The organism is Lacrimispora sp. 38-1 (assembly GCF_049890855.1).
In the GTDB taxonomy this organism is placed as follows: Bacteria; Bacillota; Clostridia; order Lachnospirales; family Lachnospiraceae; genus Lacrimispora.
Map to the genome: position 1 here is coordinate 104,699 of NZ_JBANEW010000061.1, position 23,291 is coordinate 127,989.

The window sequence follows — 23,291 nt, forward strand, 5'->3', positions numbered from 1 at the left end:
ATTGAAATGACAGCAAGTGAAATATTGTCCCTCACAGCGGTACAGCTGGGGAAAAAAATAAAAAACGGAGAGGTTACCTCCATGGAAGCTGTAAAAGCGGTTTTGAGCCAGATTAAGGCTATGGAACCGGAGCTAAACAGCTATGTAACCATTGATGAAGAGGGTGCATTAAAACAGGCAGAGGAGATCCAGAAGCGCATTGAATCCGGAGAGCTTACAGGTCCTCTTGCCGGTGTTCCGGCAGCGGTAAAGGATAATATCTGCATTGAAGGACTGAAAACTACCTGCGGTTCTAAAATCCTTTCTGATTTTATCCCCACGTATACGGCAAAGGCTGTGGAGAATTTAAAACAGGCAGGAGCTGTGATCATCGGAAAGACCAATATGGATGAGTTTGCAATGGGAAGTACTACAGAAACCTCTGCATTTGGTGTTACCAGAAATCCCTGGAATACGGAGCATGTTCCCGGCGGTTCTTCCGGCGGCTCCTGTGCCGCGGTTGCAGCTGCAGAGTGCTTTTTCGCTCTTGGCTCTGATACGGGCGGTTCCATCAGACAGCCGGCTTCCTTCTGCGGAGTTACGGGATTAAAGCCAACCTACGGCACCATATCCCGTTACGGTCTGATTGCTTACGGTTCCTCTCTGGATCAGATTGGACCGGTAGCGAAGGATGTGACAGACTGCGCGGCTATTCTTGAGGTTCTGGCTTCCCATGATGAAATGGACAGCACTTCTGTACAGCGGGAAGATCATGAGTTTACGAAGTACTTAACCGGTGAGGTAAAAGGCTTAAAGGTTGGTATTCCTGCAGATTATATGGGAAATGGTCTTGACCCGGAAGTGAAAGAGGCTGTTTTAAAGGCGGCGAAGGTTCTGGAAGAAAAGGGAGCCGTTGTGGAGACCTTTGATCTTGGCATGGTGGAATACGCCATTCCTGCCTATTATGTCATTGCTTCTGCAGAAGCAAGCTCTAACCTCTCCCGTTTTGACGGTGTAAAATACGGCTACCGGGCAAAGGAATATACAGGTCTTCACGGCATGTATAAAAAGAGCCGTTCGGAAGGATTCGGTCCGGAAGTAAAACGGCGGATTATGTTAGGTTCCTTTGTGCTCAGTTCCGGTTATTATGACGCGTATTATTTGAAGGCTTTAAAGACAAAAGCGCTGATTAAGAAAGCCTTTGATGAGGCATTTTCCAAATATGATGTGATCTTAGGGCCTGCGGCACCGACCACAGCCCCGGGACTGGGCGAGAGCTTAAGCGATCCCTTAAAGATGTATCTTGGAGATATCTATACAATTTCTGTGAATTTAGCCGGACTTCCAGGTCTTTCCGTTCCCTTTGGAACGGATCAGAAGGGTCTTCCCATCGGCGTACAGCTGATTGCAGACTGCTTCCAGGAAAAGAATATTTTAAGGGCTGGTTTTGCTGTGGAGCAAAGCAGAGCCTTCGAGATGCCTTCTCTGGCTGCAAAGGCAATGATAGAAAAGGAGGAGAAGTAAATGAGCAAACAGTATGAAACAGTGATCGGTCTGGAAGTTCATGTTGAGCTTGCTACAAAAACAAAAATCTTCTGTTCCTGTTCCACAGAGTTCGGCGGAGCGCCCAACACCCATACCTGTCCGGTCTGCACCGGTATGCCGGGGTCCCTTCCGGTTCTTAACAAACAGGTGGTGGAATACGCCCTTGCGGTCGGTCTTGCTGCAAACTGCCAGATCAACCAGAATTGCAAATTTGACCGGAAAAATTATTTTTATCCCGACAATCCCCAGAACTATCAGATCTCCCAGCTTTATCTGCCCATCTGCCACGACGGATATGTGGAGATTGATACAGCAGCAGGAAAGAAGAAGGTAGGAATTCACGAAATCCATATGGAAGAGGATGCTGGGAAGCTGATTCACGATGAATGGGAAGACTGCTCCTTAGTTGACTTTAACCGAAGCGGAGTTCCCTTGATTGAGATCGTTTCCGAGCCGGATATGAGAAGCGCGGATGAGGTAATTGCCTATTTAGAGAAGCTGCGTTTAATGATTCAGTACTTAGGCGCCTCTGACTGCAAGCTGCAGGAAGGTTCCATGAGAGCTGATGTGAACTTATCGGTAAGAGAGGCAGGCTCTTCCCAGTTCGGAACCAGAACAGAGATGAAGAATTTAAACTCCTTTAAAGCCATAGCCCGTGCGATTGAAGGCGAAAGAAAGCGCCAGATCGAGCTGATTGAGGAAGGGAAGGCAGTTGTTCAGGAAACAAGGCGATGGGATGACAACAAGGAATCCTCCCATGCCATGCGTTCCAAAGAGGATGCCAAGGATTACCGTTATTTCCCTGATCCCGATCTGCCGCCCATCTCTATCAGCGATGAATGGATTCAGAGTATAAGGGAGAAACAGCCGGAGCTGCGGACGGAAAAAATGGCAAGGTATCAGGAGGAATATAATCTTTCAGAATATGATGCAGATATTATTACCGGATCCAAGCATATGGCAGATATATTTGAAGAGGTTACATCCATCTGTCAGAAGCCGAAAGAAGCTGCAAACTGGCTGATGGTAGAGGGGATGAGACTGTTAAAAGAGCATGAGATGGAAATGGAAAATATGACATTTTCTGCGGAAAATCTTGCAAAACTGATTAACTTAGTGGATAATGGAACCATTAACCGCACGGTAGCCAAGGAAGTGTTTGAGCAGATTTTCTTAAAGGATACGGATCCGGAGCGTTACGTAGAGGAAAAGGGACTGAAAGTAGTGAGCGATGAAGGTGCTCTTAAGTCCGCCATTGAGGCGATTCTTGCTGCAAATCCCCAGTCTGTGGAGGATTACCGGAACGGAAAAGAGAAAGCCATGGGCTTTCTGGTAGGTCAGACCATGCGTTCCATGAAAGGAAAGGCTGATCCGGGAGCGGTCAACCGAATCCTGAAGGAACTGTTAGGTTAAAGGAATCTTTATGAGGAGGAAGAAATCTATGAAGCCGTATGTTGAAATGACAAAGGATGAGTTACAGGAGCTTAGAAAGGAACTTTCTGCACAGTATAAGGAGTTTCAGGGCAGAGACTTAAAGCTTGATATGTCCAGAGGAAAGCCAAGTGCCGAGCAGCTGGATATTTCCATGGGAATGATGGATGTGTTAAGCAGCAGCGATGATTTAACCTGTGATGACGGTACGGACTGCCGCAATTATGGTGTACTTGACGGAATCAAGGAGGCAAAGGAACTTCTTGCCGATATGATGGAGGTTGCACCGGATCACATTATTATTTATGGGAACTCCAGCTTAAATGTAATGTATGATACAGTTTCCCGTTCCATGACTCACGGCGTTATGGGAAGCACTCCGTGGTGTAAGCTGGATAAGGTGAAATTCCTTTGTCCTGTACCCGGGTATGACAGACATTTCTCCATAACAGAGTACTTTGGAATCGAGATGGTGAACGTTCCCATGACTCCAACCGGCCCGGATATGGATCTGGTAGAGCAGCTGGTGGCTTCAGACGATACCATCAAGGGTATCTGGTGTGTACCCAAGTACTCCAATCCTCAGGGAATTTCCTATTCTGATGAAACAGTACGCCGTTTTGCCCGTTTAAAACCGGCAGCCAGCGACTTCCGCATCTATTGGGATAATGCTTATACCATTCACCATTTATACGACAATGATCAGGATCATTTAATTGAAATTCTGGCTGAGTGTAAGAGAGCCGGAAATCCGGATATGGTTTATAAGTTTGCTTCCACCTCAAAGGTAAGCTTCCCAGGTTCCGGTATTGCAGCCATAGCTGCCAGCGAGAATAACTTAACGGATATCATGAAGCAGCTGAAGATACAGACAATCGGTCATGATAAAGTAAATCAGCTTCGTCATGTGCGTTTCTTCAAGGACATTCATGGAATGGTTGAACATATGAGAAGGCATGCAGACATCATGAGACCAAAATTTGAAGCTGTCATTGAAACTCTTGAAAAAGAGTTAGGCGGTCTTGAAGTGGGAGAATGGACCAGTCCAAAAGGCGGATATTTTATATCTTTTGATTCTTTGGATGGCTGTGCAAAGACCATTATTGCAAAATGTAAAAAAGCAGGTCTGGTCATGACTGGCGCAGGAGCTGCTTATCCATATGGTAAGGACCCTTATGATAAAAACATTCGGATCGCACCGTCTTATCCGACGCTGCCAGATTTAAAACAGGCAATGGAATTATTTACAATTTGTGTTAAGATCGTAAGCATTGACCATATTCTGGCTGAAAAAGCATAAAATAGAAAGCGCCGCACAAGTCCCCCCCCCTTACGGGAGATGATGTGCGGCGTTTTTACAGTTGTCTGATATTAATCAAATAAGACCTGATTAATAAAAGCCTGAAAGGATTCTGTCTGAAATTTGTCTTTATGAAAAACCACATGGTTCATGCAGCTGATTTCCATATCTTTTATCTCTATTTCAAAAATATCACCTTTTTTAATGGATTCGTCGGCAAAGATCCTCGGAACAACGCCGATACCGATATTTTCTCTTGCTGCCTGCAGAATTACGTCGGAATTGGTACTGGTCCACAACGGTTCAGCAGATAAGTTATTCAGTGCCAGAGCGCAGTCAAACGTATCCCTGATGGTACATCCGGTCTCTCTTAATAAAAGAGGTTCCTCAATCAGCCTGTCCAGTGATACAGGCTGCGCAGCCCGGTTTGCAAAGGGGTGGCTTGGAGAGCAGATTACGGCCATGGGATAGGAGGAGAATGGAATTTTCTCCAGCTGTTCATCGGATACGACACCCTCTACAAGAGCCAGGTCCAGCTCATTTCTTAACAGCTTACTGATGATTTCTCCGGAGTTATCCACGGTAACCTTCAGCTGTATGTCAGGATTTGTCAGAGCGAAACGGGAAACAGCGTTTGGAAGTAAGTAGCTGGCCAGAGTCACACAGGAGCCCACCCGCAAAGGTGCCTGTAAGTGCAGGGAACCGGAATAGTTCTCCAGATCCTGGTATAACTCCAGAAGAGGAATCACTTTGGATAAATAAAATTTTCCGTTTTCGTTGATCATTACCTTGCGTGATACGCGGTCAAACAGGGGAGAGCCAACGGATTCTTCCAGCTCGTTGATGGCATGAGAGATAGCGGGCTGAGTCATGGACAACGCCTTAGCCGCTCCGGTGATGCTTCCTTCCTCACATACTGTTTTAAAGATTGTTAGATGTCGTAGATTCATGTTTGTAGGTCCTTCCATTACCAGTGATTCATATGATAACTTTCATTATATCATTTTGATAATGGGTTGAACAGAGATTTTGAAAAAAATGTCGATATGATTTATTTGATATAATTTAAAGTTTATTGAGTGTAACTGGAAAATAATGGTTGATTATATATTGGAATTTATGTAAAATGTTATAGTGACTTTAACAATTAATATTATTAATTTTAAGGGGGAACCATGAAAAAATTTATCTGTATCTCAATATTATTCATGTCTGTTTTATTATGTTCTTGCTCAGCCAGCGGAAAAAAAATATCAGTTCCAGAAGAATTGGCAGTTAAGAATTCAGAAGGGAAAATTCTTGAACTATATATGCCAAGAGAAGAAGCAGAAAAAATTCTGGGAGAGACGGAAGAACGTAGCTGGACAGGAGGCTATGATTATGGAAATATCATTGTTGGATATAAAGAAAATCTGCTTACCTATATACAGGTGAAGGATGATAGCTGGAAATTGATGAATGGTATAAAAGTGGGTGATTCTATCGATTCTCTTACTTCCTATGAGAATCCAGGAAGCACTGATTTAAGGCAGTTATACTATAAAAAGGACGGCAGTAATTATTCAAAGGTGTTAAAAAAGGATATTCCTCAGAAAGCAGAAAAAAGTGATTATGGAGTGTACTGCTCATCAGAAATTATTGGTATAAATGGTACTATTGAAGCTATATCAGCTTGCGACAGGTATGTTGGTGCATCTGGTGACATGGAAGATTAAATAAAGGAAGGCATCATGATGCCTTCCTTTTTCACGAATAAGAATTACGATTCTTGGTTTTTCGTTTTACTAAAGCCGTGTTGCAATCGCCTTAATAAACTCCTCACTGTTTAAAACAGTGGGGTTTTCAATTGTAGTGATAAGAGCAAGGTCTTTTGTCATCTCTCCAGCCTCAATGGTATCGATGGTAGCCTGTTCCAGCTTATCCGCAAATGCAGCCAGTTCCTTATTTCCGTCAAGCTCTCCGCGCTTTCTTAAAGCTCCGGTCCATGCGAAAATCGTAGCAACGGAGTTGGTAGAAGTCTCCTCACCCTTTAAGTGCTTATAATAATGTCTCTGTACAGTTCCGTGAGCTGCTTCATATTCAAAGTCACCGTCAGGGGAAACCAGAACGGAAGTCATCATGGCAAGAGATCCGAAAGCGGAGGAAACCATATCGCTCATTACATCTCCGTCGTAATTCTTGCAGGCCCAGATATAACCACCCTCTGACTTCATAACTCTGGCTACCGCATCATCGATCAGGGTATAGAAATATTCAATACCGGCTTCCTTAAAGCGGTTCTCATACTCGGCATCAAAGATATCCTGGAAGATGTCCTTAAAGGTATGGTCGTACTTTTTGGAGATAGTATCCTTAGTTGCAAACCATAAATCCTGCTTGGTATCCAGTGCATAATTAAAGCAGCTTCTTGCAAAGCTTTCAATGGAGTTGTTAATATTATGCATGCCCTGGACGATTCCGGCACTGTCAAAGTTATGAACCAGTTCCCTGACTTCTGTTCCGTCAGCTGCGGTATAGACCAGTTCCACTTTCCCGGCACCTGGTATCTTCATCTCGGAGCCTTTATAGACATCACCGTAAGCATGTCTGGCGATGGTGATTGGTTTTTTCCAGTTTACAACACATGGTTCGATTCCCTTAACAACAATAGGTGCCCGGAATACGGTTCCGTCGAGGATTGCACGGATGGTGCCGTTAGGGCTCTTCCACATCTCTTTTAAGCTGTATTCCTTTACACGGGCAGCATTGGGAGTAATGGTGGCACATTTCACGGCTACTTTATATTTTTTTGTGGCCAAAGCAGAATCAGTGGTTACTTTATCATCTGTCTGATCCCGGTACTCCAGTCCCAGGTCATAATATTCTGTCTTTAAGTCAATATAGGGCAGCAGAAGGTTGTCCTTAATCATCTGCCAGAGAATACGTGTCATCTCATCGCCATCCATTTCGACTATGGGGGTTGTCATCTTTATCTTATCCATGTGTTTCTCCTCCTTAGAAATGTTCGTGTTATGCTATAGTATACGACGAATTGTCAAATCACACAAGCATATCTATGCAAATTTATCCAACCATTTTTGAATATTATACACTGTTTCCGGGTCAATAAAATGCTCCACCTTCTCTACCTGTTCCAGGTCATCGTTCCTTTGGTTTACATAACAAAAGAAACGAGTAAGGATCTGATGCCTGAAAAGGAGATATTCGCCTAATTCCAGCCCATCACTGGTCAGAGAAACAGTTCCGTATTTTTCAAACCCAACCAATCCCTGTTTCCTTAAATTACCAGTCATTTTAGACGCAGATGAGGGTTTGACATGAAGCTGCTCTGCCAGTTCCTTAATGCGGACAGGCTGATTTTCGTGAGACAACCGGCATATCATTTCCAGGTAATCTTCCATTGAGGAAGTAATCTTTGTATGCTCTAAAAGGGAATAGCCTTTTAATGTATAAAAATTATCGGTCTGCGGCATAGTCATTTCCTCCTGCTATACATGGATGTTATTTATATCTATTCACTACCGGCGGATTCTATGTATCATCAGTGGCAGGACCGGGCTGACAGTAAGAGTGGAACCTGTTTTTTATCAGCTGCATATGTTAGGATATGGAAACTTTTCGGAGGTTAAAGAGATGTCGGGACGCTTTTGTTTAAATGACTTAAAAAGAGGTCAGAAAGGTATCATTGCAAGACTGACCGTTTGTGATGATATGAGACGGAGATTACAGGATATGGGGCTGATTGAGGGCACAGTGGTGGAGTGTGTCGGTAAAAGTCCTCTTGGGGACCCAACTGCATTTTTAATCAGAGGTGCTGTAATAGCCCTGCGAAATGAAGATTCCGTCAGGGTTCTTATAAAGAATAAGGATCAGGAGTCGTTTGAACCAGGTTATGGAGAAGGGATTGTGGCTGCCTGTGCCACAGCGGAGGAAAAAATATGGGACTAAGCAGGGAATCCATGGGAATCAAATCGGTGGACTGCGGCCTGGAGATCAAAAAAAAGGAGGCAGGAGATCTGGTGATTGCTCTTGCCGGAAATCCCAATGTCGGAAAAAGCACAGTATTTAACCAGCTGACCGGTATGAACCAGCACACCTGCTGCTGTGTTTAGAGGTAAAAATTTCATAAAAAAATGATGGTGAACTCCCGATGACTGCAGGAGCACCTGCTTAAGCGGATTTCCTTGATAACTGACCGCCAGAACAGTCGCTTCTGCTGATTGTCAAGGTGCAGATACATGCTTTCAAAGCCGGTATTCTGCATACTTATTAAAGCACCAGGATTCTCAGCCGGCAGTGTGATGTCAGGAATCTGCTCCAGCCGGGCCTCTAACCCTGCCCTGTCATTTTTATATTCTTCTAATGATATTGCTTCATTTAAATACAATTCCTTTAACCGGTTGATTTTCCTGCGAAGCTGATTCTTTTTCATACGATTATCAACTGCATCAGCGCTTTTGGTTTCGAAATCCGCAATGTAAGAATCAAACTGCTTCCCAACATTTTTTAATAAGTATTCTTCTATACGGACTTCCCTGATTTCTCCCCGATTGCTGCATTTCCGGTAAGACCGATGCTGCTTGCATTCGTAGGCTGGATATTTATACCGGAGTACAGTACCGTCTTTGCGTTTTGAAACTGTATTGATCTGGCACCCTCCCATTTTATGACCGCACTCAGCACACACCAGAAGACCTGTAAAAATGTAGGGGTACTTCTGGCCCGATTTTATATTGCTGTTTTGATCAAGAATGCGCTGTATATCAAGGAAAGCTTCATCGGAAATCAGACGCGGGCAGTAAGATTCATTCCCTCTGTAACGACCGGTAATTTTTTCGTTACGGAGAATTGACTGCTTAAAATTCTGCAGTGTCATGACGATTCCGTATGTTTCTTTTAAATACTGTACAGCTCCGTTCATTGACTGATGTTTCAAAAAATACAGAATGGCATCACAGATGGCAGGGGCCTCCTCTGATAACACCAGATGTTTATCTTTTATCTCATATCCCCGGGGGACTTTGCCCGTTATAACTTCTCCATGGGTTACCTTTGTCCGGAAGACGTCAGCTACACGGAGACCGCCATTCTGCGCTTCCAGCTCGGCCCAGGTCATGGACTGAGCCACAAATGCCCTGCCGTAAGGAGTGGAGGTGTCAAAGAACGGCTGGTCAATGGCTGTCCATGCAGCATTATATTTTTCAAGGATGGCCTGGGTATTTAAGTAATGGCGCAGGCTGCGGAACCAGCGGTCCAGCTTGGTAAATATGATCAGATCCACAAGTCCCTCTTTTACATGATTAATCAGACGGGTAAAATCGTCCCGGTCAAGTTTCTGTCCGGAAACACCATCATCCAGATAAATATCCTGCAATATCATGTTTTTATGTTCTTTTATATATCTGATCCCCCGTTCTTTTTGATCCCGGATGGAATCTCCCCGCTCTGCCTGTTCATCGGAAGAGACACGGATGTAGACGGCTACACGCAGCAGCTTCTCTGATTCCTGAGCACGTTTCATTCTATCATCTCCTGGTATAATCTACTCGTTCCAACAGGAAATTAAAACCTGTTTCATGGGATTGCCTTAATTAAGGGAAAGAAGTACAAACTGTGGTACATACATTTTACCAGAAAGGAGGCGGTAGCAGTGGCAGATACTGTCACCACAGTGAATCAGGCGGATCCAGTGAGGGCATTTGAGGCTTTGGCAAGAATTATAGGGGAAAAAGAGGGACTTGAGATCACTTTAAAAAGTCTCCGGGAAAAGGAAGAAAAGGAAACAAAAAAGGCAGATCGGATAGACTGATCTGCCTTTTGGTGTGCTATGTACTGATCTTACTAATTAGAAGTTTTCTTTGTTTCGGTAACTGCTGAGCTGTCTTTTGCAGCTGGGGAGTCTGCCTTCACTTTGCTGTCACCAGCCTTGGTTTCTACTGCTGAAGTTTCCTCTTTCTTGGATTCGTCTTTTTTGGTTTCTTCTTTCTTAGTTTCGTCTTTTTTGGTTTCTGCTAAGGAACTGCTTTCTTTTACTTCTTTTTTCGTTTCTGCTGGTTTTGTAGCTGCTTCGGTTGTCACTTCTGCTTTTGTAGCGGCAGTTGTTTCAGAACTCTTGGTATTTCCACATGCGGAGATAGCTGCCATTGTCAATACTGCAACACCTGTCAGTAACATTTTCTTTGTTGTTAACCTCATAATTATTTTCCTCCTTGAGACTGCATAGGTATTATGGTTGTATGGCTTCCGGTTGTCCTATGTCCCTGAAGTCAGAACTCAGTGTAGCACCGAAATTGAAGAAAATCAATGGCAAATTTGTTATTTATTTCTTAAAAAAAATTAAGTTGTATAAAAAAAATAGAATTTAGTTAAAATTAAGAATAAATTCACAAATATTTCACAGTTTGATCAAACTTTCATCACAAACCCGTAATTGGATATTAAGAATTTTCATTTTATCGTTAATAACATCAGCCCACCGGAAACTGGCCAGGTAAAACGGTTGCAAATGCCCAGGGCTGGTGCAGTGACGGAAATCAGGGGTATGTTATGGTAGACATACCAGGATGTTATTCTCTTATGGCCCACTCCACAGAGGAAGAGGTGGCAAGAGATTTCATATGTTTTGAAAATCCCGATGCTGTGGTAACGGTCTGCGATGCCACCTGCCTGGAACGGAATTTAAACCTTGTACTCCAGATCATGGAAGCATCGGATTGTGTGGTAATCTGTGTAAATCTGATGGATGAGGCAAAGAAGAAACGGATTGTCCTCAATCTGGATGTGCTGGAAGAGCGGCTTCATGCCCCTGTAGTGGGAACAACAGCAAGAAGTAAAAAGGGACTGAACCAGATTTACCAGGGCTTAAGGCGCTGTATAACAGAGAGAGAGACTGATTATGAAAGGCCCATACTCATACGTTACCCGGAATATATTGAAGAGGCAATTGAGAAGCTGGCTCCGGCAGTAGAGGAGGCCTCAGACGGCAGGGCAAAGGTGCGCTGGCTTTGTGCAAGGATGTTGGATGCCAATGAAAACCTGATGGGAGCGGTACGAAAATATTTAAAATCCATAGCAGATTCAGAGGAGGTAAAGACCTGCCTTACGGAAATCTGGAACGAGTGGAGGGAGCAGGGGATCAGTCAGGAAAAAGTAAGTGATGATATGGCTGCTGTGTTCATTCGGAAAGCGGAGGATTTATGCAGGGGAGTAGTCGTATTTGAAAATAAAGCCTATAACTGGAAAGACCGGAAGCTGGATCGGATCTTTACCAGCAAAGCTACTGGATTTCCCATTATGTTTCTGGTTCTGCTAGGAGTTTTCTGGCTGACAATCACTGGCGCCAATTATCCGTCCCAGCTGCTAAGCAATGTGCTGTTTGCCATTGAAGACCGTCTTACAATTGCCGCAGATGCAGCAGGGGTTCCGGCACTTGTTTCCGGGCTTTTGATTCATGGTGTTTACCGGGTTCTGGCATGGGTAATATCGGTTATGCTGCCGCCTATGGCGATTTTCTTTCCGCTTTTTACACTCCTGGAAGATTTTGGTTACCTTCCCAGAGTAGCCTTTAATCTGGACCGCTGCTTTAAGCGGTGCTCCGCATGCGGAAAGCAGGCACTGACCATGTGACAGAAGAAATCTATGCCTTTTTAACTGTTAAATGATGGATTACTGTCTTGACACTTTTTATTCTGAATGTTATAGTTACAACTATAAACTGTAATTAAAAATAGTACAGAAACACGAAGTTAACTGCATAAACTATGCAGTGAAAGCATTATTTACAGGAGGTAAACATTTGGGATTTTCGTTTGACATGAGTGTTCCGGTTTTAACCGTATTTTTACAGGGGATTGTAAGCTTCTTTTCGCCCTGTGTACTGCCTTTGATTCCGCTTTACATTGGTTATCTCTCAGGGGGAACCGGAGTAACAGGTGAGGATGGCAGGATTTACTATAAGCGCAGTAAAGTCATGATACATACCGTTTGTTTCGTGATTGGAATCAGCTTTACTTTTTTTCTGCTGGGAATTGGTGTCTCGGCACTTGGCAGTTTTTTTAAAACCAATCAGCTTTTATTTGCAAGACTGGGGGGAATTCTGGTATTCCTGTTTGGATTATATCAGCTGGGATTCTTAGGCAGTTCCTCTTTGCTGGGGAAGGAGCGCAGGCTATCCGTTTCTTTTGACAAGCTTGCCATGTCTCCCCTGACCGCTTTGCTTATGGGATTTACCTTCAGCTTCGCATGGACGCCCTGTGTGGGACCAGCACTGGCCAGCGTTCTGATCATGGCGGCATCTGCTTCCACCAAAACACTGGGCTTTATGCTGATCGGAGTCTATACACTGGGATTTGTTCTGCCATTTCTGGCAGTAGGATTTTTTACCACCTCAGTTCTGGAATTTTTCAAAACCCACCGCAATGTTGCAAAAAATGCAGTTAAGGTCGGCGGAGTTCTGATGATAATTATGGGATTACTTATGTTTACAGGTAAGATGAATTCTGTAACCGGTTATCTTTCTTCTGTAAAGTCTCCTTTTACAAAGGAGTCCCCAAAGCCGGTGGAAGAGACAGAGCCAACGACGGAGGAAACTGTTTCACAGGCATCTCAGGAATCTGAGGCGGCAGAGACTGATTCTGAGTCACAGACGGATGGAGCCCAGGATGGAGAAGATAAGATTCTTCCGGCCATTGATTTCACTTTAACAGACCAGTTTGGCAAGACCCATTCCCTTTCTGATTATAAAGGGAAAACCATCTTTTTAAATTTCTGGGCGACCTGGTGTCCGCCCTGCAGGGCAGAAATGCCGGATATACAGAAAGTATATGAAACTTACAGCACAGAAGGCGATGATGCGCTGATAGTCCTTGGAGTAGCAGCTCCCGGTTACGGGAATGAAAAGGATGAGGAAGGAATTAAAAATTTCTTAAAAGAGAATGGATATACCTATCCGGTACTCATTGATACGGATGCTGAATTATTTGAAGCTTATGGGATATACTCCTATCCAACCACCTTTATGATTGACCGGGATGGCAATGTATTCGGCTACGCAAGCGGACAATTATCAGAAGATACGATGAAGAGCATTATTGAACAGACAATGAAAGGAGAAAGAAACTGATAATATGGATAAAAACAGGGCCAGAAGAATACGTGAAAGAAGAAACAGAAAAATAGTTTATGGATTATTGCTTTTAGCTGCCCTGTTAACAGTTGGTATTTTATATAGTTTTGCAAGAAGCATAAAAAGCAGAGATTCTGACAGCAGCCAGGTCGTTACAGATACAAAAGCCAGGGAAACAGCTTCAGAGAAAGCATTGGTATCGGCCAGGATCGGACAGACGAACCTCTCCGGGCTGACTGTGAAAGAGGCAAAGGATACCATTGAAGAACGTTACCAGTGGGGAATGACAGTTACGGATGGGACGGATTCCGTAGTAATCGATGACAGTATAAGCGGACAGCTGGAGGAAATATTAAAACAGCTGAGTGAAGCTTCCCCAGATCAGCCCCAGGATTACCAGCTTGATTACGATTCCATGAAGGAAGACTTTAAAAAGCAGGCAGAAATACTTGCAAAACGCTGGAACAAAGACGGAGTCAATTCTGAAGTGGAATCCTTTGACCGGAAAACAGGGGCATACAGTTATACAAAAGAGCAAAGCGGAAGAGTATTAGACCAGGAGAAGTTGGTAACGCAGCTTTTGGATGCCGCAAAAGAAGAGAATTTTCAGGCAGAGATTCCGGCAGAATTTTCACTTAAGGCTCCCGAAAGAACCCAGGCCCAGGCAAAAGAACAGTATAAGGTAATCGGGACTTTTACCACGAAAACTACCACCAATAAAAACCGCAATCAGAATATCAGTCTGGCAGTGGGTGCAATCAATGGTCTGGTCTTAAAACCCGGTGAGGAATTTTCCTTTAACAATGCCACAGGAAACCGAACCAGTGAAAAGGGATACCAGCCTGCAGGTGCCTATCGAAACGGCGTTCTGATTGAGGAGCCGGGAGGCGGGGTATGCCAGGTTTCCACCACACTGTATCACGCGATTATAGAGAGCGGATTTAAGACCACGGAACGGAATTCCCACAGCTTTGCCCCTTCCTATGTGGAAAAGGGTCAGGATGCCATGGTCAGCTTTGATGGTTATGCCGGACCGGATTTGAAATTTGTCAATACTGGAAGTACCTCCGTAATATTGAGGGCTTCCTTAGAGGGAACCACTTTAAAAATTTCTGTTGTCGGGATTCCGGTTCTGGAAGATGGAGTAAAAGTGACCATTCGTTCTGAAAAGGTAAAGGACTCAGATCCTCTTCCGGTCACCTATGAGGAAAATACAGCCCTGCCTTTTGGAACGGAGAAGGTTGTTGATAAAGGAACTGTGGGCGGATATTATAAAAGCTACCGGGTATTAAAGAAGGGCGACACTGTAATTAAGGAAGAACCTCTTCATAACAGCAGTTATAAAGGAAAGCCGGAAGTGATTCAGAGGAATACCACCTTAAAGCCGGAAGAAACGGTGCAGGAAACTCATACGGAAGCAGAAAGCAGTCTGCCACCGGCAGAAGGCCAGAGAGAGACAGATGAGGCAGAGAATGTGGGACCTGGTGTTACAGGGGCAAACGTTCAGTAAATTTTTGAAAGTAAAAGAACAGGACAGATTCTTAAACGAATTATCTGTATCCTGTTCTTTTTTTATTTGGACAAATGGAAAACAAAAATATTACAGGAAACTGTAAAAAAAGTACAGGATTATTTATGCATATTTTTTACTGATTCTAATTTTGGAAATATTTAACAAAAAAGTACAGGAATTATATAATTAATTACATTCAAAACTCCAGAACCAATCAGTAAAATAAAAAATAACAGTTGGAAAGGAGAAAAAAGATACAAAAAACAAAGGGGTATAGCTATGCATATGTAAAATATGCGCAAAAAACTGCTGATAATCCAGCCGGTGATTGGAGTCTGCAGGAAAAACGATTGAGGGAGGAACGTAAATTGGGGGTAAATTTAAAAAAGGAAATACGCAGGTCGGTCTGTCTCCTGCTTTGTACAGGGATGATTGGAAGCGGTTTACCGTTGGGAGGCATATTGACCAGTCATGCCGCCCAGTATGCAGTTCAGGAAGGCGAGATTCCGACAAAGGCGTCTTCGATTGAGAGCCTGCCAACCAGTGTGAACTGTGTAGCAGAAGGCAGTTCTATACAGACACCAAAGAACATTACATGGGAAATAAATGGAAATGATTCCTTTTATAACGCAGGAAGCAGGGTATCTGTGACCGGTACTATTACAGAAAATGGTCAGAAGGTGGAAGCCACGATTCTGGCGGTACCAAAACAGGTGGTGTACTTAGTAGATGCGAACGTTACTGCTGCAGCAAATTCTGCTGAGTATACTGCGTTTTTACAAAACGGAGACACAGCTTTGCTGAAAAACCAGGTTCCCGATCAGGCGTACAGCAGCGGAACATGGGGGTATGCAGGTTCAGTTGGAACAGATATGAGTAAAAAGGGAGCAGTCAGCCAGCATAAAAACACCAGGAATGAGACCGGTTATTATGCATTATCCGGAAAACGCATTGTCTACCGGATTCCCCTTGAGGCAGGGACCTATATTGCCGCAGGAGAATGTGCAGAGTGGTGGGGCAGTTACCAAAGATCTGTCAATATGTCTGTGACCTATACAGACACAGCCGGCCAGATCAGAACGGATTTACTTGACACCGCAGTATTAGGAGATCAGTTTAGCAAAAGTACAGCTGCGGGCAGCTTTACGCTTACCAGCAGTCAGGAAGTACAGCTGATATTTGAAAAAAAGACAGGAACAGGTCAGGAGGCAGTATTATCCGGTTTCACCATTCTGAAGGCGGAAGAAGAACTGCCACCAAAGGATGTGATTGATGTAACTGTAGACGGGACTAAGATCGATGAGGCTAATACCTTTGGAGGATTTGGCTCCGTAACCTGTAACAATACTTCCAGACTTTTAATGGATTATAAATCACTTCATGAGGATCAGTACTGGAAAATGATGAATCTTCTTTTTGATAAAGAAGAAGGAGCCGGATTAAATCATGTGAAAATAGAAATGGGTGCAGATGTTAACTCATCTTCCGGGACTGAACCGGCTACCATGCGTTCTTTCGATGAAATCCCCAATGTGAAACGGGGAGCCGGATTTTCCTTTGCAGCGGATGCCAAGTCCATAAACCCGGACATTACGGTAGAAATCCTGCGATGGGGAGAACCAAAATGGACGCAGGAGGGAATTGGCTATAAAGAATTCGAAAATCCGAAATATGAAGCCCGATATCAGTGGTACCGTAAGACCATAGATGCAGTATACGAGACATATGGCTATGAGATAACAGAGGTCAGTCCGGGGCAGAACGAAAGAAGGAAAGACTACGCGGATGATTTTGCCTGGATAAAATATTGTGCAAAGCGTTTTGAGGAAGACAGTGAAAATGGGGTAGGAGCCTTTGATTATGGAAAAATCAAAATTGTTGCTGCTGATTTATACAGAGGTATGAACACTACCGTAGATTATCTCATGAAGGATAAGGAATTTCAGGATCTGGTAGATGTTATTTCTGACCATTATCAGATCTGGATGGGGAGCGCCTCTTTAACAAAACTTAATCAGGAATATGGAAAAGAGATCTGGTACGGAGAGTCCACAGCTCCCATGATCAATGCCTCTTACCGTGCAAATGTGGACCCGGACCGCGGAGGAATCGGGGGATCAGCAGGAATTGCGGCCATGGCAGAACGATTTATTGCTGCATACGCATACAAAAATGCAGACGGTTTTACCAGCCATATGACAGAATTGCTGTTTCAGCCTGCAATCGGAGCCTTTTACGAGGGAAGTGCCTACAGTCCCAAGCAATTAATCGGAGCCTTTGATCCATGGTCTGGCTACTATGAAGCAGATGGCGGAATCCAGATGGCAAAGCATTTTATGGAGTTTGCTGACAGTGACTGGAATTATCTCCCGGGCGCATGTTATTCAGACGGTTCAACCGGAGACGGAGATATTACAACAGATACTTCTACAGATACCCGTCTGGCAGTGAAGGACCCGGAAACCGATGATTATTCCATTATGTTTGCAAACAATACCTCCAAAGAACGGAAATACCGCATCTCTCTTAAAAATATGAAGACCAGAGAGAAGGCATACAATGTCTGGGAGACCAGAGGTCCGGATTCCGGGGAAGCCTATGATGCCAATTGGTTTCAAAAGATTACTGACCAGGAAATGCCTTTGACGGGCAAAGACAATACATCCGAGATCGAGCTCACTGTAAAACCTTACTCCATAGTTACTGTAACAAGCCTGACAGATCGGGGAACCAGCTATGAAAGCGGGCAGAATGACTGCGGAACCAGCCGGTCAGTACTGGAACTTCCTTACCGGGATCATTTCGATTACGATGATTCATTTGTGGAGGAACGGGGAGGAACGCCTTTGTTCACTACAGATTTAGAGGGAGCGTTTGAAGTTAAAAAATCCGATGATACCGGATACGTGCTGACGCAGATGATTAATGGGGATAACAGGCCCTATAACTGGAATCCCTGGGGAAGCGGAAGCGATGAAAGCAGCCAGACCACAGCGGTTCCATGGACTGTTCTGGGAGATCACCGCTGGGCGAACTATACAGCAGGGATCGATGTAAAACTGGATACGAAAGGAAATGGATACGGAGATAATTTTGCGGTATTGGGAGTGAGGGAATTAGTTCATTCAAGCGGAGCTCCTTACCGGGCAAAGCTCTACGAAAGCGGAAAATGGGAGCTGCTTAATTTCAATACAGTCAAAAAGTCCGGGACCATTGACCATTTTTCTCCGTCACTCTGGCATAAACTTCAGCTTAAGGCAGAAGAAAACACAATAACCATGTACGTTGACGGGGCAGAAACAGGAAGTTTCGTGGATTTAGCCAATCCGGTCATGACTGGACGTGTTGCTTTGATGAGCGGATTTTATCAGACCAGTTTTGACAATCTGGAAGTTCTTCCTGTTGAAGGAACTGCCCCCTATGCTTTATCAAAGCTTGATGATACATCTCCTGAGATCACCTGGAACGGGAATGTAACTCATAACATCTGCCAGGGATTTGCATTTTATAACAGAAGCTATACCTCCATGCCTGCAGGCAGCCGGATGACATTTGAGGCTGCAGATGGGGTGGGCTTTGATGTGTTTGGAAAATCCTCATCTGCCAGGATTAAAGTTACCGTTGACGGGCAGGAGGAGACTGTCAATACCATAAGCGCAGGAGACCGTCAGACTTCTTACTGGAATGAATCCCTTGCAAATGGAAACCATGAGGTGGTCATAGAGGTAGTGCAGGGAACCTGGCAGGTAGACGGAATCAACCTTTTTACTTCTGCTTGCGAGGATGGGGAAGAAATAGAGACGGAAACGCTGTCCAATTTAGTAAACTATGTAAAAAACCAGACCTTTGATTCCAGTCAGTATCCTCAGGTGCTGCTGCTTTTGCTGGAAGAAAAGACGAAAGCCGCTCAGGAAGTGCTTGCTCACCCGGCAAGCCAGATGGAAGCGGATCTGGCAGGAATCGAACTGCGTAATGCCCTGTTAAAGCTGGTACCTTCCGACACCATTGTAGAGGTAAAGAATGTACCCGCATCTCTGACAGCTGTCCAGTTTAGCATTCCGGATCTTCCGGATACCGTGACAGTGGTAAATGCGGCCATGGAAGAATCGGAAAAACCGGTGTCATGGGATGTGTCAGAAGAACAGTTTCAAACACTCTGGAGTACCGTATCAGTGACTGGAACGGTGGAAGACACAGACTTAAAGGTCAGCACTATGGTTACTGTAGTGCCCTATGGCCTGTCCTATTTTATAGACAGCGGAACTGCCGGAGTTACTGATGAAAACGGAGAAACCGGTCATTCCAGCTTATATGATGTTATCGCAGCCAATACACAACTGGAGAATGACCGGTCCGACCAGGTATATGAAGATGGCTCATGGGGATATGTGGCAGACAGTGCAGTGACGGTAAAAGGCGGAAGCAGTGTAGGCTATAACACGGGTATCTATGAATCCGGTCTTTATGTGGATTATAATACAGATCGTGATATTATTTATAAACTGCCCATGAAAGCGGGAAGTTACCGGTTCATGATTGGTGCTCAGGCGTATTGGGGGGAAACCCATTCCGGCAGAATTGAAATTGGTTATGAAGACACAGACGGAGTGTGGCAGACAAAAGAACTGGGAACGGCTACAGTCAGTTCTTCTTCTGATAATATCCAGTTTGTAAAAAATGTGCAAATACCAAAAGATGGTCTGGTCGAGGTAAGAATCAAAAAGGCAGATACCAAAATTCACTTAATCAGCTGGCTTGCTGCAGCAAGGGAAGTCAGTGCAGATGTCCCTTCCGTTGTGGTAACAAAGGCAGGGGAACTGCCGGAACTGCCGGTTAGCGGTATGGTTGATGGAGAAGAGAAGGAGATTATCTGGAAGAAAGTCAAAGAGTCTGATTTCGCCAAGCCATGGTCAACGGTAAAAATAAATGGCACCATAAAAGATCTTGGTCTGCCGGTGGCAGTGACTGTGGAAGTCATACCGGATCATCTGGTGTATTTTATTGATTCGGGAGTGGCAGACAGCGAAGCGTCTTCCTGTTACCGCTCAATTTCACAGGAAGAGGAAGGACTGCTTAACCAGACACCTGACCAGCCCTATGAAGAGGACTCCTGGGGTTATACAAACCCGGAAGATTTAGGTGGTCCAATGGGTGAAGACAGTGACAGCCGGTCTCAGAGCGGCTGGTGGGCGAGGAATGGTAAAGATATTAGTTATAAGCTTCCATTAAAAGCTGGAATTTATCAGTTTTACAGCGGATTTTATGAATGGTGGAGCGTGATCCGTCCAATGGAGGCATCTGTGATTTACCAGGATAAGGAGGGGAAAGAAGTAACCGTTTCTTTGGGTAAGATTACCATTTCAAAGCCTGAAGAGTCTATTTTGAAGCCTTTGGTAAATATAGAGATTCCGGCTGATCAGACTGTGGAATTTAAGGTGAAGAAAACGGGTGACAGCGATCCGGTGATCAGCTGGCTTGCCGTAAATGAAGTAAAGGATGAGGAGCCGCCCCAGGAATCAGTCTATGAGACGACCAAAATCCGGGTAACTAAAAAACCAGTGAAAAAAGAGTATGAAACAGGACAGGAACTTGATCAGACCGGTATGGAGGTCACGAGATATGCAGTAGCAAGCCCGAGTAATGCCGTAAGAGAAATCATTTTATCAGAAGATGAATATCAGACGGAGTATGATTTTTCCCGGCCAGGAAGAACGGATGTGTCAGTTTCCTACTATGAGTGGGCTGAAGATGGAACAGAAAAAATCTTTACGGATACTTTTCCGGTTACAGTCCGTGAAATGGTTCCGGAAGACGAATATTATACTTCTAAAATAGAGATAACCAAAAAGCCAAGAAAGTTAAAATATGAGCTGGGAGAAGATCTGGACACGGAAGGATTAGTTGTCACGGAATATCAAAAGGCCAGTCCTTCCAATGCAGTGCGTAAAAATATTCTCACGGAAGATGACTATGATGTGGAGTATGATCTTTCCCTGCCTGGAACCAGAAATGTAAAGGTGGTTTATTATGGGCAGGACAAAAAGGGAGAGGAACGCCGTTTTACGGATTTATTTACAGTTACAGTGATCCGGAAAGAGGAAGAAGAGGACGATAGTTACGATCAAAATTATTACAAATCAAAAGATACTGATTATTATGATGGCTCCTGGCAGCAGGATAACAACGGCTGGAAGCTGGTAGCAAAGGATGGATCTCACCCCTCAAACCGCTGGGCGAAAGCCGGCTGGAACGGGTCAGACAGCTGGTATTTCTTTGATGAAAAGGGTTATATTGTAACCGGCTGGTTTCGGTATGGAGAACATCTGTATTATTTAAATCCTATGGATGGCACGAACAAAGGCTGCATGCTCAAAGGGTGGCAGATCATTGACGGAGTCTGGTATTATTTTAAGGAAACAGCGGATGAAAAAGAAGGTTCTCTGCTTACGGATACGGTAACCCCGGATGGTTACCGGGTAGGCCCGGATGGGGCGAGAGTCAGTTCATAAGGTGAGAAAGGTATGGCACGAATTGCTGCCATGCCTTTTTCATTTGTATGCAGTCTCCGCAAGTATAAGGTACAAACCTGGCAGAATAAGATCTTTCAGGAGGTGGGCACTATGGATTTGTCCAAAGAGATCACCTATGAAAAAGAAAGCGGAGAAAAGCCGGTAACAGTCAAAGTGGAGCGATGCTTTCAATGTGAAGCAACAATACAGCAAATAATTCTTAATCTTCTGAAAAGGCGTCTTCATGCAGGGGGAGGTCTAAGATGAGCGGGGGTGTAAAAGGAGGGGAGGGAGTCAGATGCCAGGCGGCACTCTACATGCGCCTTTCCAAAGATGACGGAGCGGGAGAGAGCGCCAGTATCAGCACCCAGCGGAGCATGCTCCGGGAATATGCCAGAGAAAACGGTTTTTTTGTTTACCGGGAATATGTAGATGACGGCTTCAGCGGGACTACGTTTGAACGCCCGGCATGGAAATGCCTTCTTGCAGATATAGAAGCCGGTAAAGTCAATCTGGTAATTACCAGAGATCTTTCCAGGCTCGGAAGGGACTATATCCTTACCGGTCAGTATACGGAGATCTATTTTCCAGCCAGAGGGGTCCGTTATATTGCGGTAAATGATGGTTACGATTCCCTCAATCCGGGAAACGACCTGGCACCTTTCCAGAATATTGTGAATGAAATGTATGCCAGAGATACCTCAAAAAAGATCCGCAGCGCATTAAGGACCAAAATGAAAGAGGGGGCATTTATCGGAAATTTTGCCCCATATGGGTACAGGAAAGACCCGGAGGATAAAAATCATCTTCTGATTGACCCGGTTACAGCTCCGGTTGTCAGAGAGATTTTTGAGCGCGCATCGAAGGGTGAGGCACCCTTGAAGATTGCAAAGCTTCTTAATCAGAAAGGAGTTAAAACTCCGGCGGAATATCGCTGTTTCCTTCGCCACGAACTCTTTCTGGAAAACGGGGAAGGAAATAAAGAGTGGGTATCCGGTACTATTTGCAAGGTTCTGTCCAATCCTGTCTATACAGGAGATATCGTACAGGGGAAATCCTCCAAGCTGTCCTTTAAAAGCCAGATTACCTTAAATATACCCAAAGAGGATTGGATTGTTGTAAAGGATAAGCACCAGCCAATCGTAACCAGAGAAATGTTTGAGCAGGCAGGAAGGCGGAAAATTTCAAGAAAAAGATCAAAATCCTCCCAATTTACCAATGTATTTTCCGGACTGGTATACTGCGGGGACTGTAAAAGAGTAATGACGACAACCATGGCAGGCAGGAAGGGAGAGGAGAGAAAGCTGGTATGCAGCGGATATAAGCAGTATGGGAAAACAGCATGTACCAATCATTACATGGAATACGGTCTGCTCTGCCAGATTGTGTCTCAGGAGCTTACGGCACTTATTACCCTGACGGAAAAAGAAAGAAAAGAGATTGCAAAAGAATTGGAAGCCTATGGTAAAAAAAAGGGTAATCCGGATGAAAAGCAGGCAGCCACTTCTTTAAAAAAGAGGGAAAGGGAGATTGACCGTATCATAAGAAAGCTTTACGAGGACCGTGTTAACGCAGTGGTAGAGGAAGAACGTTTTTATAAGCTTATCGCTTCTTATGAACACGAACTAAAGGAGATACAGGCAGAAGAAGCTGCATTGAAGGAAACCACTGCATCTGTGTGGAAAAGCACAGGAAAATCAGAACATGATGTGGACCGGTTGTTAAATGAGTTAATGGAAAACGGAATTCCTGCTTTCGATCTTTTGCAACAGTTTATTGAACGTATTGAAATTTTTCAGTCCGGGAAAGATACGGATCAGAAAGACAAAAGGCTTCTTACCGTCCGGATCTGTTACCGGTCAGAGCCGCCGGGCATCAAAAAAGCATAGA

17 protein-coding genes and 2 pseudogenes are annotated in these 23,291 nt (G+C 44.4%); 14 read left to right on the forward strand and 5 right to left on the reverse strand.

Annotated elements, in window-relative coordinates; translation table 11 throughout:
- Positions 1–6 precede the first annotated feature (6 nt).
- From gatA to V7D18_RS17745, 3 genes are read left to right on the forward strand one after another with little or no spacing between them, the layout of a single operon-like run.
- On the forward strand, positions 7–1,503 hold the full coding sequence (gatA, locus tag V7D18_RS17735) for an Asp-tRNA(Asn)/Glu-tRNA(Gln) amidotransferase subunit GatA (protein WP_426156094.1): 1,497 nt from the start codon (positions 7–9) through the stop codon (positions 1,501–1,503).
- On the forward strand, positions 1,504–2,937 hold the full coding sequence (gene gatB, locus V7D18_RS17740) for an Asp-tRNA(Asn)/Glu-tRNA(Gln) amidotransferase subunit GatB (protein WP_426156096.1): 1,434 nt from the start codon (positions 1,504–1,506) through the stop codon (positions 2,935–2,937).
- A gap of 28 nt (positions 2,938–2,965) precedes the next feature.
- Positions 2,966–4,255: an aminotransferase class I/II-fold pyridoxal phosphate-dependent enzyme gene (locus V7D18_RS17745; RefSeq protein WP_426156098.1), complete on the forward strand. Its 1,290-nt coding sequence runs from the start codon at positions 2,966–2,968 to the stop codon at positions 4,253–4,255.
- Between the two features lie 71 nt (positions 4,256–4,326).
- Here V7D18_RS17745 and V7D18_RS17750 read toward each other — a convergent pair whose 3' ends face one another.
- The gene (locus V7D18_RS17750) at positions 4,327–5,205 is read right to left on the reverse strand and encodes a LysR family transcriptional regulator (RefSeq protein WP_426156100.1); all 879 of its coding nucleotides are present in this window, start codon (positions 5,203–5,205) and stop codon (positions 4,327–4,329) included.
- Positions 5,206–5,430: 225 nt separating this feature from the next.
- On the opposite strand from V7D18_RS17750, the gene V7D18_RS17755 reads away from it, so the two are divergent.
- On the forward strand, positions 5,431–5,970 hold the full coding sequence (locus tag V7D18_RS17755; RefSeq protein WP_426156101.1) for a hypothetical protein: 540 nt from the start codon (positions 5,431–5,433) through the stop codon (positions 5,968–5,970).
- A gap of 69 nt (positions 5,971–6,039) precedes the next feature.
- Here the strand turns inward: V7D18_RS17755 and V7D18_RS17760 are convergent, their stop codons facing one another.
- Together V7D18_RS17760 and V7D18_RS17765 are read right to left on the reverse strand one after the other, a co-directional pair.
- Positions 6,040–7,236, reverse strand: coding sequence for an NADP-dependent isocitrate dehydrogenase (locus V7D18_RS17760; protein ID WP_426156102.1), 1,197 nt, complete (start codon positions 7,234–7,236; stop codon positions 6,040–6,042).
- Between the two features lie 72 nt (positions 7,237–7,308).
- Positions 7,309–7,728: a metal-dependent transcriptional regulator gene (locus V7D18_RS17765; RefSeq protein ID WP_426156104.1), complete on the reverse strand. Its 420-nt coding sequence runs from the start codon at positions 7,726–7,728 to the stop codon at positions 7,309–7,311.
- Between the two features lie 160 nt (positions 7,729–7,888).
- Here V7D18_RS17765 and V7D18_RS17770 point away from each other — a divergent pair, with 160 nt between their 5' ends.
- Together V7D18_RS17770 and V7D18_RS17775 are read left to right on the forward strand one after the other, a co-directional pair.
- Positions 7,889–8,203, forward strand: coding sequence for a FeoA family protein (locus tag V7D18_RS17770; RefSeq protein WP_426156106.1), 315 nt, complete (start codon positions 7,889–7,891; stop codon positions 8,201–8,203).
- A pseudogene (locus V7D18_RS17775) lies at positions 8,194–8,352 on the forward strand (FeoB small GTPase domain-containing protein); the annotation flags it as partial. The gene V7D18_RS17770 and the pseudogene V7D18_RS17775, both read left to right, overlap by 10 nt.
- A 26-nt stretch (positions 8,353–8,378) precedes the next feature.
- Here the strand turns inward: V7D18_RS17775 and V7D18_RS17780 are convergent.
- Positions 8,379–9,776 (reverse strand): recombinase family protein, encoded by a 1,398-nt coding sequence (locus V7D18_RS17780; RefSeq protein WP_426156108.1) that lies wholly within the window; start codon positions 9,774–9,776, stop codon positions 8,379–8,381.
- Between the two features lie 129 nt (positions 9,777–9,905).
- On the opposite strand from V7D18_RS17780, the gene V7D18_RS17785 reads away from it, so the two are divergent.
- Positions 9,906–10,064 (forward strand): hypothetical protein, encoded by a 159-nt coding sequence (locus tag V7D18_RS17785; RefSeq protein ID WP_426156110.1) that lies wholly within the window; start codon positions 9,906–9,908, stop codon positions 10,062–10,064.
- 32 nt (positions 10,065–10,096) lie between these two features.
- Here V7D18_RS17785 and V7D18_RS17790 read toward each other — a convergent pair whose 3' ends face one another.
- Entirely contained in the window at positions 10,097–10,450 is a 354-nt protein-coding gene (locus V7D18_RS17790; protein WP_426156112.1) for a hypothetical protein, read from the reverse strand.
- Positions 10,451–10,735: 285 nt separating this feature from the next.
- On the opposite strand from V7D18_RS17790, the pseudogene V7D18_RS17795 reads away from it, so the two are divergent.
- The 7 genes and pseudogenes from V7D18_RS17795 to V7D18_RS17825 form a co-directional block, all read left to right on the forward strand.
- Positions 10,736–11,101 (forward strand): annotated as a pseudogene (locus V7D18_RS17795) (FeoB small GTPase domain-containing protein); the annotation flags it as partial.
- Positions 11,102–11,185: 84 nt separating this feature from the next.
- The gene (locus V7D18_RS17800) at positions 11,186–11,881 is read left to right on the forward strand and encodes a hypothetical protein (RefSeq protein ID WP_426156145.1); all 696 of its coding nucleotides are present in this window, start codon (positions 11,186–11,188) and stop codon (positions 11,879–11,881) included.
- A gap of 169 nt (positions 11,882–12,050) precedes the next feature.
- The gene (locus V7D18_RS17805) at positions 12,051–13,376 is read left to right on the forward strand and encodes a cytochrome c biogenesis protein CcdA (RefSeq protein WP_426156114.1); all 1,326 of its coding nucleotides are present in this window, start codon (positions 12,051–12,053) and stop codon (positions 13,374–13,376) included.
- A gap of 4 nt (positions 13,377–13,380) precedes the next feature.
- A complete protein-coding gene (locus tag V7D18_RS17810) occupies positions 13,381–14,889 on the forward strand; it encodes a VanW family protein (protein ID WP_426156116.1) in 1,509 nt (502 codons plus the stop codon).
- Positions 14,890–15,260: 371 nt separating this feature from the next.
- On the forward strand, positions 15,261–21,401 hold the full coding sequence (locus tag V7D18_RS17815) for a hypothetical protein (protein WP_426156118.1): 6,141 nt from the start codon (positions 15,261–15,263) through the stop codon (positions 21,399–21,401).
- A gap of 12 nt (positions 21,402–21,413) precedes the next feature.
- Positions 21,414–21,668: a hypothetical protein gene (locus V7D18_RS17820; protein ID WP_426156120.1), complete on the forward strand. Its 255-nt coding sequence runs from the start codon at positions 21,414–21,416 to the stop codon at positions 21,666–21,668.
- Positions 21,665–23,290: a recombinase family protein gene (locus tag V7D18_RS17825; RefSeq protein ID WP_426156121.1), complete on the forward strand. Its 1,626-nt coding sequence runs from the start codon at positions 21,665–21,667 to the stop codon at positions 23,288–23,290. The genes V7D18_RS17820 and V7D18_RS17825 overlap by 4 nt, the downstream gene beginning before the upstream one ends.
- Position 23,291 lies beyond the last annotated feature (1 nt).

Coding starts and splice junctions, on each gene's coding strand:
- gatA (WP_426156094.1), top strand. CDS start 7: ATGACAGCAAGTGAAATATTGTCCCTCACAGCGGTACAGCTGGGGAAA.
- gatB (WP_426156096.1), top strand. CDS start 1,504: ATGAGCAAACAGTATGAAACAGTGATCGGTCTGGAAGTTCATGTTGAG.
- V7D18_RS17745 (WP_426156098.1), top strand. CDS start 2,966: ATGAAGCCGTATGTTGAAATGACAAAGGATGAGTTACAGGAGCTTAGA.
- V7D18_RS17750 (WP_426156100.1), bottom strand. CDS start 5,205: ATGAATCTACGACATCTAACAATCTTTAAAACAGTATGTGAGGAAGGA.
- V7D18_RS17755 (WP_426156101.1), top strand. CDS start 5,431: ATGAAAAAATTTATCTGTATCTCAATATTATTCATGTCTGTTTTATTA.
- V7D18_RS17760 (WP_426156102.1), bottom strand. CDS start 7,236: ATGGATAAGATAAAGATGACAACCCCCATAGTCGAAATGGATGGCGAT.
- V7D18_RS17765 (WP_426156104.1), bottom strand. CDS start 7,728: ATGCCGCAGACCGATAATTTTTATACATTAAAAGGCTATTCCCTTTTA.
- V7D18_RS17770 (WP_426156106.1), top strand. CDS start 7,889: ATGTCGGGACGCTTTTGTTTAAATGACTTAAAAAGAGGTCAGAAAGGT.
- V7D18_RS17780 (WP_426156108.1), bottom strand. CDS start 9,776: ATGAAACGTGCTCAGGAATCAGAGAAGCTGCTGCGTGTAGCCGTCTAC.
- V7D18_RS17790 (WP_426156112.1), bottom strand. CDS start 10,450: ATGAGGTTAACAACAAAGAAAATGTTACTGACAGGTGTTGCAGTATTG.
- V7D18_RS17810 (WP_426156116.1), top strand. CDS start 13,381: ATGGATAAAAACAGGGCCAGAAGAATACGTGAAAGAAGAAACAGAAAA.
- V7D18_RS17820 (WP_426156120.1), top strand. CDS start 21,414: ATGGCACGAATTGCTGCCATGCCTTTTTCATTTGTATGCAGTCTCCGC.
- V7D18_RS17825 (WP_426156121.1), top strand. CDS start 21,665: ATGAGCGGGGGTGTAAAAGGAGGGGAGGGAGTCAGATGCCAGGCGGCA.